Source organism: Roseibium polysiphoniae, assembly GCF_014842925.1.
Classification (GTDB): domain Bacteria; phylum Pseudomonadota; class Alphaproteobacteria; order Rhizobiales; family Stappiaceae; genus Roseibium; species Roseibium polysiphoniae.
This window is the reverse complement of the sequence record NZ_JACYXJ010000001.1, coordinates 434,589-449,581: the sequence shown is the minus strand read 5'-3', so window position 1 is coordinate 449,581 and position 14,993 is coordinate 434,589. Positions and strand designations below refer to the sequence as shown.

Here is a 14,993-nt window from a genome sequence, read left to right as displayed (position 1 = left end):
TCATCGTGCACATCACCAGTCGAAATTCGCAGCTAGGAACTTACGTGGTGCCTAGCATTATCTTGCTTAACAAAATGGCGTCAAAAAAGGCCAGCTGGGCACATCATCTTCGCACAATCCCCTTAACCAAGCCATTTCAATGTGTCCAGATCATGTCGCAGTGCCACAATTGAGCTCTGACGAAACGCATCCGCAGGCAAATTTTGGTCAAGCGGGCGACTTCCTTCCTGCCCGACACGAGGCCGATGGCAGAACGAGGAACGCCGTCCCAGTTTACCCGGAACGGCGTTTCTCGTCATCTGGATCTGTCGCTAAATTTTAGAGACGATACAAGATCTGGTCGGTCCAGAAGCGTTCCAGACGGCGGAGAGACTTGTTCAAGGAAACAAAGTCTTCCGGTCCGATCTCGCCCACCTGCTCCACCGACAGCATGTGACGCTCGTAAAGATCATTGACGATCCTTGCGACTTCCTGGCCCTTGTCGGTCAGGGAGACACGGACCGAACGGCGATCCATGCGCGAACGCTGATGGTGAATGTAACCGGTCTCGACCAGTTTCTTCAGATTGTAGGATACGTTTGACCCCAGGTAGTAGCCGCGTGTCCGCAGCTCGCCTGCCGTCAGTTCGGCGTCGCCGATGTTGAATAGGAGCAGAGCCTGCACACTGTTCACATCGGACCGGCCCATACGGTCAAACTCATCCTTGATAACATCGAGGAGTCGACGATGCAGCCGCTCAACGAGCGTCAGCGCTTCCAGGTAGAGCGGTTTGATTTCCGTCTCCCCTTCGCCCTGTACCACTGCATCGACTGCCCTTGTTGCGGTGATCATATGTTTGCGCCTCTATATACCTGTCACTCGGTGGATATTTTTCCCACCTTGATCATCACAGTACACAGACGCTTCTAAAATCCGCTTAAGAGACACGCTGAATCAGAAGTTAAATGTTTTCAGGCGTTTGTCCAAAGGCTTGAAACATTTGATTCATGATGTTCCGCGCAGGTATTTCACGATACCCGAGAAGTCGACGCCTTCACCGCCTGAATTGCAGAACAGGGAGTAAAGCGCGGCGGCCTGCGCCCCCAGTGGCGTCCCTGCCCCTGAGGAATGTGCTGCGTCCTGGGCCAGCTTCAGATCCTTGAGCATCATTTCAGCCGCAAAGCCAGGCTGGTAATCCCGGTTCGCCGGAGAAGACGGCAGGGGTCCCGGGACGGGACAATAGGACGTCAACGCCCAGCACTGCCCAGAAGCGGTTGAGGAAATGTCGAAAAGTTTCTGCGGATCGAGACCAAGTCGTTCAGCAAGGACGAAGGCTTCGCTGACACCGATCATCGAAATGCCGAGGATCATGTTGTTACAGATCTTGGCAGCCTGCCCGGTGCCCGCGTCACCGGCGTGAACGATCGTCTTGCCCATGATGTCCAGAAACGGCTTGGCGGCAGCAAATGCATTTTCGGGTCCGCCGACCATGAACGTCAGCGTTCCGGCCGTCGCGCCGCCGACACCACCAGACACGGGTGCGTCGACCATCGGCATGTCCTTGCCGGCAGCAGCGGCGGCGACAACGCGCGCGCTGTCGACGTCGATCGTGGAGCTGTCAATCAAGAGCGTGCCAGGACGTGCGTTGTCGAGGATGCCGCCTTCGCCCTGATAGATCTTGCGCACATGGGCACCGGCCGGAAGCATGGTGACGATCACATCAGCGCCTTCGGCAAGATCGGCAACGCTCTCGGCACGGCTTCCACCTGCAGCCTCGAGCGCAGCCAGTGCTGCCTCGGACAGATCAAAGCCGGAGACCTTATGGCCTGCCTTGACCAGGTTGGCAGCCATGGGGCCGCCCATATTGCCAAGCCCGATGAAACCGATGTTCGTTGCCATGTTTTCCTCCCGATGGCGAATGACTGAAAACCCGGCGCCAGGGCCAGGACGAAGATGATCCCGACAAAGTCCCGCTAATTGGTGCGGTTCTCACGCTCCATCAGATACATGAGCAGGAGATAGATGGCGATCGTCAGAATGTAGAAGGAGATCTCGTAAGGGCGGCGCCCATAGATATCGGAAAAAAGGGAATGCATCACGATCTGGCTCATGGCGCGAAAGAGCCACATCACCGTTCCCCAGGACACCGCCAGCCAAAGGCCCGTGGCCGCCACGAGATCGAGCACGGCGAAAAAGACGGTCGCTGCCTGCCATTCGATTGGCATGTCCCAGAACCACAGGCCGCGCCAGGGCACGAAGCCGACGATGCGCGCCCAATGGATGATGCCACCGCCGACCAGGAGCAGCGCAATGCCTCTGAGATACCAGATCAGGACCGTGCTCCACGGCGGGCGCGTTTTGATAAGGTCCTGGAAGCTGGTGATCATGGCCGGATCCGATCAGGTCAGTGGAAGGTCGCCTGTTGTTGGTTCTTCGAAATACGCCTGCAGATCGGCGCTGTCTACCTGATCTAACTGATCGGGCTGCCATTTTGGCGCATGATCCTTGTCCACAAGCACCGCGCGCACGCCTTCAAAGAAGTCATGACCTTGGAGAACCTGGCTGACAATTCGGTATTCGAGTTTCATACAGCCATTGAAATCCAGGGAAGCGCCCCGGCGCATCTGCTCAAAGGCGAGATGGACGCTGGTCGGGGATTTTGAGCGGATGGCAGCGGCGGTCTTTGCTGCGAATTCATGGCCTGAAGCGTCAAGCTGCTCCATAATTGCCGACACCGAGCCGGCAGAAAAGGCCGCTTCAACCAGATCGGCTTGTTTCATCAATTCGGACGCACCAGCGTCGACGGCACAGGCTTCGATTGCGCCATCGACGTCGTCACTCGTTTCCAGCGCCTTCAAAAGCTGCTCGACGCCGTCCCGGTGAATGGTGTGGGTCAGGACACCGGTTTCATAGGCGTCCGCCTGTTTCAGGCGCCCGGCGCTCATGGCGCAATAGGTGCCGGTGAAGCGCGGCATGCGCGGCAAAAAATAGGTCCCTCCGACGTCCGGAAAGAAGCCGATGCCGGTTTCGGGCATGGCGAACATCGTGAATTCCGTGCCGACGCGGTGACTTCCATGGGCAGAGAGACCGACACCGCCACCCATGACGATGCCGTCAATCACTGAGATATAGGGCTTGGAGAACGCCTTGATCTGCGCGTTCAGCAGATACTCATCGCGAAAGAACTCGGGAAGCCCAGCCTCTCCCGCCAGCTTCATGTCATAGATCTTGCGGATGTCGCCGCCGGCACAAAAGGCTTTTTCCCCCGGCCCGGTCAGGACCACATGGCGAATGCTGTCATCGCCGGCCCATTCTGTCAGCTTTGCCGCCAGTGCGGTGACCATCGGGTGATTGAGTGCGTTGAGCGCCTTGGGGCGATTGAGCGTGACAACGCCGGCAAAGCCGCGCTGTTCGAAGAGAATGTCGTCGGTCAAGGGCGAGGCCTCCTGGGGATCCGAAATTTCTAGCTGAAAGGGCCCGGTCACTCCGCCAGAAGCTGGCGGGCAATAATGACGCGCATGATCTCGTTGGTGCCTTCCAGAATCTGGTGCACGCGCACATCGCGCAGGTAGCGCTCGATCGGATAGTCGCGCAGATAGCCATAGCCGCCATGAAGCTGCAGCGCTTCGTTGACCACCTTGAAGCCGGTATCAGTCGCCAAACGCTTCGCCATAGCTGCCATTTTGGTGGCATCCGCAGTCTTCCCGTCGACAAGACCGGCGGCCTTGTGGAGCAGCAACCTTGCCGCCTCCAGCTCGGTTGCCATGTCCGCTAGACGGAACTGCAAGGCCTGGAACTCTGCCAGGGCTTTGCCGAACTGCTTGCGTTCCTTCAAATAAGCTGTTGAACGGTCGAGACAGGTCTGGGCAGCGCCGAGCGAACAGGCGCCGATGTTGATGCGTCCTCCATCGAGGCCGGCCATGGCGATCTTGAAGCCTTCGCCTTCGGCACCGAGCCGGTTTGCCTTGGGGACGCGGCAGTCCTGAAAATTAACCTGAGCGGTTGGCTGGCTCTTCCAGCCAAGCTTCACTTCCTGCGCGCCAAAGGACAAGCCGGGCGTGTCCTTGTCGACCACGACACAGCTGATTCCCTTGGGGCCCTCCCCGCCGGTCCGCACCATGGTGACATAGACATCACTGACGCCGCCGCCGGAAATGAATGCCTTTGAGCCGTTCAAAACATAGTGATCGCCATCCTCTCTAGCCGACGTCCTGAGACTGGCCGCATCCGATCCGGATCCCGGCTCAGTCAGACAGTAGCTGGCGAACCTGGCCATGGTGCAGAGATCGGGCAGATAGGCTTTGCGCAGCTCCTGCGACCCATAGGTGTCGATCATCCAGGCGCCCATGTTGTGAATGGAGATATAGGCGGCCGTCGATGTACAGCCTTTGGCCAATTCCTCGAATATGATCGCCGCATCGGTGCGCGTCAGGGACGAACCACCAACATCCTCGCGCACATAGATTCCGCCAAATCCGAGAGATGCCGCCTGACGCAGGGTCTCCTGGGGGAAATACGCCTTTTCATCCCATTCCCGGGCATAGGGCTCCATCTCGTCTCGCGCAAAGGCCGAAGCCATGTCGCGAAACGCACGCTGATCCTCACTGAGCGAAAAATCCACTGCTTGTCCTCCCAAGAATGGCCTCGCGCGTTGGCCGCGAGATCCGCAATCCTCCTATCAAATGCGATTACGCTGTTTTGACGTAAACGTCAAACAAATCAAAAAAGCGAAATATAACAATAGGTTTGTTAGATACCTTCATTCCGTCGCGCTCAAAATGGACAGATTTAAGCTGGCCTCAGGCAGCACAACTTTCTTAGTCGGCTTATAATAACTACCGACACTCTTCGGCTTTCCGCCCATGTCATTTTCTACGATTTATATTATTATTTACAACTTTCACTCTCATATCACGTTGGAGTTACGCCACGCCTTTTGGCATATGCGCCGAGGCCTCGTTGCGGAGCAATAAATGCAAAGTACAAATCGCACGGATGCGAAAATATCCCGGCTAAAAACCGGAATTCTGGATCTATCTGAGCGATTTGAACACAATCCATACTTTATCGCGACACACCGAAGCTTGGCGCTCTCGCTGCCGCTGATCATGCTCGGCGCCATCGCCCTGCTGCTTCGGCACCCGCCCTTTCCGGCATTTGGCTTTCTCAAGAGCCCGCACTTCACAAGCTTCTGCGATGCGCTGATCGACTGTAGCTTCGGCATCGCGGCGCTGGTCGTACTGATCGGGTTCTCGATCACGTTGACGAACCTTCAGCCGTGGAGACCGGGTCAACTGCGTGCGAACTCGGCATTGACAACAATGGTCGTGGTTTCCTGCTTTTTCGTCATCGTCGCCCCAGATGGCGATGCAGGTTTCTTGGAGGTTCTGTCCCTCCGCGACAACATCCTCACTGCGCTGGCAACATCGGCCCTCGCAAGTTGGCTGCTGTTCAGGCTGTCGCAGTTTCGCGCCCTCCGTTTACCTGTCGGCGCGTTCGGGCATGATCCGCTTATTGGTGATGTCTTTCTGCTCATGCCGGCCGCCATGGCGACAATCGTGATTTTCTGCATCGCCAAGATGCTGTTGATGATCAGCATTGCCCCCGGGCTCGAAGCATTGTTCGCAAGTTTTCTGGTCTCCATTCCCGCAATGGCGAATGACCAGCTGATCTATTCGCTTCTTTATGAATTCTCTGCCCAGGTGCTTTGGTTTTTCGGCCTTCACGGGCCCAACATTCTTTCCCCGGTGCATGAGGTCGTTTTCGATCAGGCCGCTGATGCAAACGCGCTGGCCGCGCGCGCCGAAACGATGCCTCCCTATATTCTCACCGCGCAGTTCTTTGACTTCTTCACCCGCATGGGCGGGTCAGGCAGCACCCTTTGCCTCATTCTCGCGCTGGTGATCGCAGGAAAAACGGCCACAAGCCGAAAGTTCGCGTTCATTGCGCTGATACCGGCCCTGTTCAACGTCAATGAGCCATTGATGTACGGGATCCCTCTTGTTCTCAATCCGCTCTATGTCATTCCCCTGATCACCACGCCTTTGGTGCAAGCCTTCGTCGCCTACAATGCAATCGACCTCCACCTTGTGCCGCGCATAACCGAATATGCCACCTGGACGACACCGGTCTTTGCCAGCGGTTACCTGATCACGGGCTCCATCGCGGGCTCTTTGCTGCAGGTCGTCGGTCTGGTGATTGGAACGCTGATCTACGTCCCCTTCGTTCGACTGTCTGAACAGGTGGGCATGCTGAGGAATGTCAAACTTCTGGAAACACTGAATAACCAGGTTGAGAGCCAGCACGCGCAGTTTGCCGGTGCTCACCTTCTCGAAATGCATGGGGCTGAAGGTCGGCTGGCGACAACGCTGGCCCGCGACCTTGACGAGGCCGTGAAAAGCTCCAATCAGCTGTTCCTGGAGTATCAGCCGCAAATCAATGTCAGAAACCGGGAGGTTTCGGGCACGGAAGCGCTGCTGCGTTGGGAGCACCCGTCTCTTGGCCGAATTGCGCCTCCCCTGATCATCGCATTGGCCGAAGAAAGCGGATATCTGGACGAGCTCGGCTTCTTCATCCTGCGCGAGGCTTGCACGAAACGCGCTGAATGGAGCCACTGGCTTGCGGAGGATTGCACGCTCGCCGTCAACGTCTCGCCTCGCCAGCTCAGCAACCCCGACTTCTGCGAAAAGGCTCTCCACATCATTCGAGAAAGTGGGCTGACACCCAAACAGGTCGAACTGGAGATCACCGAGACCAGCGCCCTGCTCCCGGACAAACGCGCCGTGCTGACACTTCATGAACTTCGGATCGCCGGCGTCAGGATCGCCCTGGATGACTTCGGCATGGGGCACACATCGATCCACTATCTCAAGGAATTGCCTCTCGACACGATCAAGATCGACCGGTCCCTGACAAATGTTGCCCTCAACAAGGCAAACGAGTTGATTGTAAAGAGCATTCTGGAACTAGGCGAGTCTATGAGCATCTCGGTCATGGTGGAAGGCATCGAGGAAGAGGAACAGCTCGAAAGGTTCATGTCGCTCGGCTGCACCGTCTTTCAGGGCTACCTCTTCAGCAAGCCCATGCCAGCTGTCGCCTTTCCGTCTTTTGCCCAGTCGCTCTATATGGAAGACGCCAAGCAGAGCGAGAGCGCACCAGCCTGAGGCCCTACCCCTGCATCGCTTGTATTGGGCCATCAGCCTGGCGAACAGCAATGCTTGAGCTCGGCTCACTTGACTTCGATGGCCGCCTCGCGCCATTGAGGTCGTAAGGTTGCGCCGAACAGGCGTTCGCACCACGTCCTCCTCCAGCTAGGAACCCGCACATGCCTTCGTCTTCCCGTCCCCCCGCGATCACTTCCGAGTCTATGGATGAGATCCTTGGGGGTCGCCGCATGCGCCGCAACCGGGGCTCTGACTGGAGCCGGCGGCTGGTGCGCGAAACGGTGCTGACGGTCCATGACCTGATCTGGCCGATCTTCGTCGTTGAAGGTACCGGCATCCGTCAGGCCGTGGCATCCATGCCCGGCGTCGAGCGCCTCTCCGTAGACGAGGCCGTCAAGGACGCGGTGAAGGCAGAAAGTCTCGGTATTCCGGTTCTGGCCCTCTTCCCCTACACGGACGATGCGCTTCGCGACGCGAGTGGCAGCGAAGCCCTCAATCCGCAAAACCTTGTCTGCCGCGCCTGCCGGGAGATCAAGAAACTCGGGTTGAACATCGGCCTGATGACGGATGTTGCGCTAGACCCCTACACCAGCCACGGGCACGACGGACTTCTGGACGGTGAAACCATCCTCAACGACGAGACGGTCGATCAGCTTTGCCGCCAGGCCCTGACCCAGGTCGAGGCAGGATCCGACATCATCGGACCTTCGGACATGATGGACGGCCGGGTGGCGGCCATTCGCGGTTCGCTCGACAACGCCGGCCTTCGCCACACCCAGATCATGGCCTATACTGCCAAATACGCGTCTGCCTTCTACGGCCCGTTCCGGGATGCCATCGGAACCAACGCCACCTTGATCGGCGACAAGCGCACCTACCAGATGGATTGCGGCAACACGGATGAAGCCATCCGCGAAGCCGAACTGGACATCTCCGAGGGCGCGGACATGATCATGGTCAAGCCGGGACTACCCTATCTGGACATCGTCTGGCGCCTCAAGGAAAGCTTCCGCATGCCGACCTATGCCTATCAGGTATCAGGTGAATTCGCGATGATCGAAGCGGCGAATGCCAACGGCTGGATCGACGGAGAGCGCGCCATGCTCGAAAGCCTGATGGCTTTCAAGCGTGCGGGCGCCGACGGCATCCTCACCTATTTCGCGCCGCGGGTGGCGAAGCTGCTGACCGAGCGCACATGAGTGACGCTTTTTCTCACTCCGATCCGGCGCAAGTCACGATCGAGGGTATCCGCAAAGCCGCTGATCTCATCAGCGGCGCGGTTCTCAAGACGCCCTGCCTGCCCGCTCCGCGCCTGTCACGACTGACCGGCGCCGATGTCTATGTGAAATACGAGAACATGCAGGTCACCGGCGCCTTCAAGGAACGCGGTGCCCTGGTCAAGCTTTCCAGCCTAGGCGAGAGCGAACGCAAACGCGGCGTGATCGCCGTTTCCGCCGGCAACCACGCCCAAGGGGTTGCCTATCATGCCGGGAGACTGGGCATACCGGCGACGATCGTCATGCCGGCCCTGACCCCGTTCGTGAAGATTTCCGCGACGCGCGACTATGGCGCAGAAGTGGTTCTGATCGGCAACACGCTCGCGGAAGCAAAGGCCGAGGCAGACAGGCTCGCCGCCGAGAAGAACCTCGTCTGGGTGCATCCTTATGATGATGCCCACGTCATTCACGGTCAGGGCACCATCGCGCTTGAAATGCTCGAGGCCCAGCCGGATCTCGACACGCTCGTCATTCCGGTCGGCGGCGGGGGACTGATTTCCGGTATGGCCGTCGCGGCAAAGGCAATCAAGCCGAGCATTGAAGTCATCGGCGTGGAAACCGTACTATATCCAGGCATGTGGGGCGCGATGCACGGCAAGGACGTTCGTTGTGAAGGCGCGACCATTGCCGAAGGCATCGCCGTGCGAGACATCGGCCTGCTGACCACTGAGGTCGTCAAACAGACCGTCGACGAGATCATCCTTGCCAAGGAAAGCACGATTGAGCAGGCGATCAACGCCTATCTGACGCTCTTGCGAACCATTGCCGAAGGCGCTGGCGCGGCCGGGCTTGCCGGAATGCTGACAGATCCGGACCGCTTTGCCGGCAAGCGTGTCGGTCTCGTGCTGTGCGGCGGCAACATCGACCCGCGGCTCTTGTCCAAGATCGTGGTCAGGGAGCTTGCACGAGATGGGCGGCTGGTCTCCATTCGCATCGACACGCCAGACCGTCCTGGTGTCCTGGGCGAGATCGCAACCACCATCGGCGACATGCAGGGCAATGTGGTGGACGTTGCCCATCACAGGCTGTTCCTGAACGTTCCGGCCAAGGGCGCAACCCTTGACGTTACCTTTGAGGCCTTCGACAGACCTCATGGCGAGGAGATCGTCACAGCCCTCCGGCAGCGTGGATTTACGGTCCGCCACCTTGAAATCGGCGAGCGGATGGACTGACGGAGAGCAACCTCCGATTTGCAATTTAGGGGGAACGTCCCCAAATCAAGCGCTGAATACAAACGGAGACCTGCACATGTCCGCCGACTTTTCCAATGCCGACGAACGACGCGATGCCTATGACGCGCTTGTGCAGCCCGAGCTGTTCGAGGGGGTGCGGACCCGCAGGATGTTTGCATTCCTGATCGATGCGATCGCCGTCGCGATCCTGTTCCTGCCCGCCGCCGTGCTGGTTTTCTTCCTTGGCATTTTCACGCTCGGCCTTGGATGGCTGTTGTTTGCAGTGCTCAGCCCGATCCTGCCAATCGCCTACACGGCCTTTACCCTTGGCGGGCCAAACGCGGCAACGCCGGGGATGCGCGCGATGGGCCTTGAGATGCGCCTCTGGTATGGGGCCCGTCCCTATCCGCTGCTGGCGGCTGTCCACGTCATACTGTTCTGGTTTTCCATATCGCTTCTGACGCCCCTGATTTTGCTGATCTCGCTGTTTTCGGATCGCAAACGGCTGCTGCATGACATTGTGCTGGGCACACTTGTGATGAATTCCGAGGCTTTGCGCCGCTAAATCCGTCCGGCAGGCATGAGATTTCACATTCGCTGGTGAACAAGCGAGTTGGTTCTTTCACTTGCTGCCACCGATGCTCTAAAGTGCTGACCTTGGGCTTCGGCCAGGATCGCAACGGGCTGGTGAATGCTGGTAATTGATTTCCCCATGGCGCTGACCTTTCTGGTCCTGGTGTCCACGGTCGTTCTTTATGCAACCGAGCGCTACGCCATTGAGGTCATCGCGCTCGGGTCGGTTGTCGCCTTCATGGCGATTTTTACGATTTTTCCAGTCGAGGTGGACGGGGCACCGATCGTTCCGGCTGATTTTCTTGTCGGCTTTTCAAATTCGGCACTGATAACGGTGATCTGTCTTTTGATCATCGGCCAGGGGTTGTTTCAGACAGACGCGCTTGAATACCCCGCCAAGATGATTGTGCGCTGGAGCCGGGGTCGGTCACATCTGGCGACTGTGCCGGTTCTGCTGGCGGTGGCTGTCTTGAGCGCCTTTTTGAACAACACGCCGGTCGTCGTGATGTTCCTGCCGATCCTGAGCGCAGTTGCCGCGACCATGGGACAATCGTCTTCCCGTGTTCTGATGCCGCTTTCCTTCATCGCGATCCTCGGCGGTATGACCACGTTGATCGGTTCGTCCACCAACCTTCTGGTCGCCAATTTTGCGGCCCAGACATCGGATATTCGGCTGAGCTTTTTCAGCTTTACCGCCATTGGCCTGCTCATGGCGGGCACCGGCTCCATCTATGTGCTGTTCCTCATGCCTCGGCTGCTCAAGCCGCGCAAAACGATGGCCGACGAAATTCAGGGCGCGTCCGGCAAGCAGTTCATCGCCCAGATCAACATCACCTACGGGCACCCGCTCGTGGGCGTCGAATCCGTTTCAGGCATGTTTCCGGCACTCAAGGACATGACCGTTCGCCTCGTCCAACGGGGCGAGAAGCCTCTGCTTCCGCCCTTCGAGAATGTGGTTCTGTCGCCTGGAGACACGGTGATTGTTGCCGCGACCAGAACGGCCCTTGCCAATGCGCTTTCCAGGCGTCAGCCCCTGCTCGACACGGAAACCACCGGGCAGACGGACAATGGCGAAGCCACCGGCACACCACCCGGGTCCATGACCCTGTCCGAAGTGGTCATCGCCCCTGCTTCTCGGCTGATGGGCCGCACTTTGCTGCAATCGGGTTTCCACGCTGAAACCGGCTGCGTGGTCATGGGCATCCAGCGCCGGAGCCGCATGCCGCGGATGGCAATGAACGACATGCGCCTGGAAGCCGGCGACGTTCTGCTGGTCGCCGCGAGCGCAGAACAGATCGCCCGGCTGCGCGGCAACCGCGATGTTCTTCTGCTTGACTGGTCGACCGCAGAGGTCCCACGCCGTGTCTATGCGCCCCGCGCCCTGGCCATTTTCGGCGCTGTCGTTGGCCTGGCCGCTTTCGGCATTGTGCCGATTGTCGCCGCAGCAACCGCGGGCACTTTCGCCATGGTGGCCTCAGGGTGTTTGAACATCCGGCAAGCCATGCGGGCAATCGACAGCCGCATCTTCATGCTCGTCGGAGCCTCGCTCGCCGGTGCCGTTGCGCTTCAGGCAACGGGTGGCGCCAACTTCATCGCAACCGGCCTGGTGGAGCTTCTCGACGGGAGCTCTCCGTCCGTCATGCTCTCCGCGCTGTTTCTGATTGTCATGATTTTGACCAATTTCCTGTCGAACAATGCGGCAGCAGTACTGTTTACGCCGATCGCCGTTGATATCGCCAATCAAACGGGACAATCGCCGGAAGCATTTATTGTCTGCCTGATCTTTGCGGCGAACTGTTCCTTTGCCACACCGATCGGATACCAGACAAACCTGATCGTCATGGGTCCGGGCCACTATCGTTTCTCGGATTTTCTGAGAGCCGGAACGCCTCTGGCGATCCTTTTGTGGTTGACCTTCTCACTGGTCGCGCCATGGTATTATGGGCTTTAGGCTGCCCTTGGGAGAGTAACGAGGACAAGTGACGCGCCACCCGACGGACCATCCTCAGTTCTATCTGACCGCTCCGGCGCCCTGCCCCTATCTGGACGGGAAACAGGAACGGAAGGTGTTTACACATCTGATTGGCCAGCACGCGCCCTCGCTCAACGATGTGCTCACCCACGGCGGCTTCCGGCGCAGCCAGAACATTGCCTATCGGCCCGCCTGTGAAGACTGCCGCGCCTGTATTTCGGTCCGCGTTCGCGTTGATGACTTCGAATGGACCAAATCCCTCAAGCGCCAATGGAAGCTCGGCAAGGATGTTGTCGGCGCACGACTGCCGCCCGCTCCTTCCGCCGAACAATATGATCTTTTCCGATCCTATCTGACCGAGCGCCATGAAGATGGCGGCATGACGGAGATGAGCGTCCTGGACTATGCCATGATGGTCGAGGACACGCACGTCGAGACGATGGTCCTCGAGTACCGCAAAAGTGGCCCCGACAGCTTCATCACCGGCGTTGGCGAGGGACCGCTTCTGGGTGTCGCGCTGACCGATCAGCTCGCAGACGGCCTTTCCATGGTCTATTCCTTCTACGATCCGGAAGTGACCGGCGTTGGCCTTGGCACCTACATGATACTTGATCACATCCAGCGGGCGCGCCGTATGGGTCTGCCTTATGTCTATCTGGGCTATTGGGTCGAGGGATCGCCGAAGATGGCCTACAAGGCACGCTTTCAGCCTCAGGAACATCTTGGCCCAGACGGCTGGACGCTTTCACCTGGCCAATAAAGCCAGTAACCGCGCCTTCTCGCATCAATTGAGGCGCTGATCAGACCTGCAGCCCTCTAGGCTTCAGGCAGAAACTCTCGAATGTCTGAAAAAACGGACCGGAACATCTCGGTCGTCAGCCGACCCGTGTTCGTGTTGTAGCGCGAGCAGTGATAGCTGTCGAACATCACCAGATTGCGAACACCCAGCTCATGGCGCGCGCCATGGCCGAAGGCAAAGCTCGCGCGGCGCAGCTCCATCGCGGACAGGAAGGTTTCATGCGCAATGCGGCCCAGGGCAAGGACGGCACGAATGCTGGGATTGTCATCAAGCGTCGACAGGAGAAACGGCCGGCAGGCCTTGATCTCTGCGCCCGTCGGCTTGTTCTGTGGAGGCAGGCAGCGCACCGCGTTGGTGATCATCGCATCGCGCAGCTGAAGACCGTCATCCGGCCGGGCGTCGTAGTGTCCCGTCGCAAAGCCGAAATCGAGCATTGTCTCATAGAGAAGATCGCCGGCGTAGTCGCCGGTGAAGGGCCGACCGGTGCAATTCGCACCGCGCATGCCCGGCGCCAGGCCCACGATCAGGAGTCGTGGATCTGTTGACGTGAAAGAGGGGACAGGTGCGTTGAACCAATCAGGATGCTGCGCATTCATCTCCTCGCGAAAGGCGACAAGGCGCGGGCAAAGGTCGCAATCAAGCGGCGGATCGGTCGGCACCGTCCCCATCATCACATCAGATCTCAGTAGTCGTCATCTTCATCATCGATGTCGTCCGCGACGGGCGCAGGACGAACTGGACGTTCAGACGGATCACGACCGATCTTGTTGGCAAGTGTCGACAGGTCGATGAAGTGATCGGCCTGACGGCGCAGATCGTCTGCGATCATCGGCGGCTGTGTCTTCAGGGTCGACACAACACTGACCTTGCGGCCACGACGTTGCAGCGCCTCAACAAGATAACGGAAATCACCGTCTCCGGAGAACAGGACCACGTGATCAACCGTCTCAACGATCTGCATCGCATCAACAGCCAATTCGATGTCCATGTTACCCTTGACCTTCCGGCGGCCGGAAGAGTCGACAAACTCTTTCACAGGCTTGGTGATGACCTTGTAGCCATTATAGTCAAGCCAATCGATCAGCGGACGGATCGAAGAATATTCCTGGTCTTCGATGAGCGCTGTGTAATAATAGGCGCGAAGCAGATATGCTTGTCCCTGAAATTCTCTTAACAGCCGCTTGTAATCAATATCAAACCCAATCGCCTTCGCAGTCGAATACAGGTTTGCACCATCAATAAATAAAGCAACTTTCTCTCGTGCATCAAACATTGTCGAGGGAACCTTTCTTATTGTTGTACAGCCTCCCGGAGCAGCGATCAAAAGACGCAAATTTCTGCGCCCCGCGACCCACTATCACGCTGCATATAGTTCCGGCTGGGCCTGTTGACGACCCTCTAGCCTTGCTTTTTCTTTACCCGTTCGGTCACAAGTTTATTTTTGTTACTGACCGATATCTTTGCCCTACACTATCTACATCTGCTCAAGCAATCATAAAGAGCCTGCAAGAAAGGGTTCTGCAAGGTTTTCGCCAGCAAAATGGACATCAAACGCCCGCGGGCTTTCTCGGGGGTTGCTTTCGCGAAGCCTGAACAGTATACGCTGATCAATCAGGATCCCCAAACTATGGAGACGTCGTATGGCGCGCGTGACCGTCGAGGACTGCATCGACAAGGTCGAGAATCGTTTTGAGCTTGTGCTTCTGGCCGCTCATCGCGCTCGCATGATCTCGAGCGGTTCGCCGCTGACACTGGACCGGGACAACGACAAGAACCCTGTCGTCGCCCTCCGTGAGATTGCCGAGCAGACCGTAAGCCCGGAAGACATGAAGGAAGATCTGATTCACTCCCTTCAGAAGTACGTCGAAGTCGACGAGCCGGAAGCCGAAGCTGTGCCGCTCGTCCCGTCGAGCGCATCTCAGCAGACGACACAGGTCAATGCCGTGGACGACAGCGCCGTCGAGTTCGACCGTATGTCCGAGGAAGACCTACTGCGCGGTCTCGAAGGCCTTGTTCCGCCGGAACGTTCGGACGACATTTGATCGCATTGACTGCGAC

14 protein-coding genes are annotated in these 14,993 nt (G+C 58.2%); 7 read left to right on the top strand and 7 right to left on the bottom strand.

Annotated features, from left to right (window positions below):
* Positions 1 to 318 precede the first annotated feature (318 nt).
* The 5 genes from ldtR to IG617_RS02095 form a co-directional block, all read right to left on the bottom strand.
* Positions 319 to 831, bottom strand: coding sequence for a transcriptional regulator LdtR (ldtR, locus tag IG617_RS02115; RefSeq protein WP_153769594.1), 513 nt, complete (start codon positions 829 to 831; stop codon positions 319 to 321).
* A gap of 153 nt (positions 832 to 984) precedes the next feature.
* Positions 985 to 1,878: a 3-hydroxyisobutyrate dehydrogenase gene (gene mmsB, locus IG617_RS02110; RefSeq protein WP_192106863.1), complete on the bottom strand. Its 894-nt coding sequence runs from the start codon at positions 1,876 to 1,878 to the stop codon at positions 985 to 987.
* Between the two features lie 74 nt (positions 1,879 to 1,952).
* Entirely contained in the window at positions 1,953 to 2,366 is a 414-nt protein-coding gene (locus IG617_RS02105) for a DUF6163 family protein (protein WP_153769596.1), read from the bottom strand.
* Between the two features lie 12 nt (positions 2,367 to 2,378).
* Entirely contained in the window at positions 2,379 to 3,413 is a 1,035-nt protein-coding gene (locus IG617_RS02100; protein WP_192106862.1) for an enoyl-CoA hydratase/isomerase family protein, read from the bottom strand.
* 47 nt (positions 3,414 to 3,460) lie between these two features.
* Complete coding sequence (locus IG617_RS02095) at positions 3,461 to 4,600, bottom strand: acyl-CoA dehydrogenase family protein (protein WP_192106861.1); 1,140 nt, start codon at positions 4,598 to 4,600, stop codon at positions 3,461 to 3,463.
* Positions 4,601 to 4,952: 352 nt separating this feature from the next.
* Between IG617_RS02095 and IG617_RS02090 the strand changes: the two genes are divergently transcribed.
* From IG617_RS02090 to IG617_RS02065, 6 genes are all read left to right on the top strand, one after another.
* Entirely contained in the window at positions 4,953 to 7,142 is a 2,190-nt protein-coding gene (locus IG617_RS02090; RefSeq protein WP_192106860.1) for an EAL domain-containing protein, read from the top strand.
* Positions 7,143 to 7,303: 161 nt separating this feature from the next.
* Entirely contained in the window at positions 7,304 to 8,341 is a 1,038-nt protein-coding gene (gene hemB, locus IG617_RS02085) for a porphobilinogen synthase (RefSeq protein ID WP_192106859.1), read from the top strand.
* The gene (locus IG617_RS02080) at positions 8,338 to 9,591 is read left to right on the top strand and encodes a threonine ammonia-lyase (RefSeq protein WP_192106858.1); all 1,254 of its coding nucleotides are present in this window, start codon (positions 8,338 to 8,340) and stop codon (positions 9,589 to 9,591) included. The genes hemB and IG617_RS02080 overlap by 4 nt, the downstream gene beginning before the upstream one ends.
* 76 nt (positions 9,592 to 9,667) lie before the next feature.
* Positions 9,668 to 10,156: an RDD family protein gene (locus tag IG617_RS02075; protein WP_192106855.1), complete on the top strand. Its 489-nt coding sequence runs from the start codon at positions 9,668 to 9,670 to the stop codon at positions 10,154 to 10,156.
* 126 nt (positions 10,157 to 10,282) lie between these two features.
* The gene (locus tag IG617_RS02070) at positions 10,283 to 12,115 is read left to right on the top strand and encodes a sodium:proton antiporter (RefSeq protein WP_192106853.1); all 1,833 of its coding nucleotides are present in this window, start codon (positions 10,283 to 10,285) and stop codon (positions 12,113 to 12,115) included.
* Positions 12,116 to 12,143: 28 nt separating this feature from the next.
* Positions 12,144 to 12,896, top strand: coding sequence for an arginyltransferase (locus tag IG617_RS02065; RefSeq protein WP_192106851.1), 753 nt, complete (start codon positions 12,144 to 12,146; stop codon positions 12,894 to 12,896).
* 56 nt (positions 12,897 to 12,952) lie between these two features.
* Here the strand turns inward: IG617_RS02065 and IG617_RS02060 are convergent, their stop codons facing one another.
* The gene (locus IG617_RS02060) at positions 12,953 to 13,603 is read right to left on the bottom strand and encodes a uracil-DNA glycosylase (protein WP_192107378.1); all 651 of its coding nucleotides are present in this window, start codon (positions 13,601 to 13,603) and stop codon (positions 12,953 to 12,955) included.
* 14 nt (positions 13,604 to 13,617) lie between these two features.
* Positions 13,618 to 14,208 carry a LabA-like NYN domain-containing protein gene (locus tag IG617_RS02055; protein ID WP_192107376.1) on the bottom strand — a complete coding sequence of 197 codons (591 nt, stop codon included), beginning with the start codon at positions 14,206 to 14,208 and terminating at the stop codon, positions 13,618 to 13,620.
* A 367-nt stretch (positions 14,209 to 14,575) separates the two neighbouring features.
* Here IG617_RS02055 and rpoZ point away from each other — a divergent pair, with 367 nt between their 5' ends.
* A complete protein-coding gene (rpoZ, locus tag IG617_RS02050) occupies positions 14,576 to 14,977 on the top strand; it encodes a DNA-directed RNA polymerase subunit omega (protein ID WP_192106850.1) in 402 nt (133 codons plus the stop codon).
* The last annotated feature ends 16 nt before the right edge of the window (positions 14,978 to 14,993 follow it).

Bases quoted from the DNA above. Each gene is read 5' to 3' on its own strand.
- ldtR (WP_153769594.1), bottom strand. From the start codon at position 831: ATGATCACCGCAACAAGGGCAGTCGATGCAGTGGTACAGGGCGAAGGG.
- mmsB (WP_192106863.1), bottom strand. From the start codon at position 1,878: ATGGCAACGAACATCGGTTTCATCGGGCTTGGCAATATGGGCGGCCCC.
- IG617_RS02105 (WP_153769596.1), bottom strand. From the start codon at position 2,366: ATGATCACCAGCTTCCAGGACCTTATCAAAACGCGCCCGCCGTGGAGC.
- IG617_RS02090 (WP_192106860.1), top strand. From the start codon at position 4,953: ATGCAAAGTACAAATCGCACGGATGCGAAAATATCCCGGCTAAAAACC.
- hemB (WP_192106859.1), top strand. From the start codon at position 7,304: ATGCCTTCGTCTTCCCGTCCCCCCGCGATCACTTCCGAGTCTATGGAT.
- IG617_RS02080 (WP_192106858.1), top strand. From the start codon at position 8,338: ATGAGTGACGCTTTTTCTCACTCCGATCCGGCGCAAGTCACGATCGAG.
- IG617_RS02075 (WP_192106855.1), top strand. From the start codon at position 9,668: ATGTCCGCCGACTTTTCCAATGCCGACGAACGACGCGATGCCTATGAC.
- IG617_RS02070 (WP_192106853.1), top strand. From the start codon at position 10,283: ATGCTGGTAATTGATTTCCCCATGGCGCTGACCTTTCTGGTCCTGGTG.
- IG617_RS02060 (WP_192107378.1), bottom strand. From the start codon at position 13,603: ATGGGGACGGTGCCGACCGATCCGCCGCTTGATTGCGACCTTTGCCCG.
- IG617_RS02055 (WP_192107376.1), bottom strand. From the start codon at position 14,208: ATGTTTGATGCACGAGAGAAAGTTGCTTTATTTATTGATGGTGCAAAC.
- rpoZ (WP_192106850.1), top strand. From the start codon at position 14,576: ATGGCGCGCGTGACCGTCGAGGACTGCATCGACAAGGTCGAGAATCGT.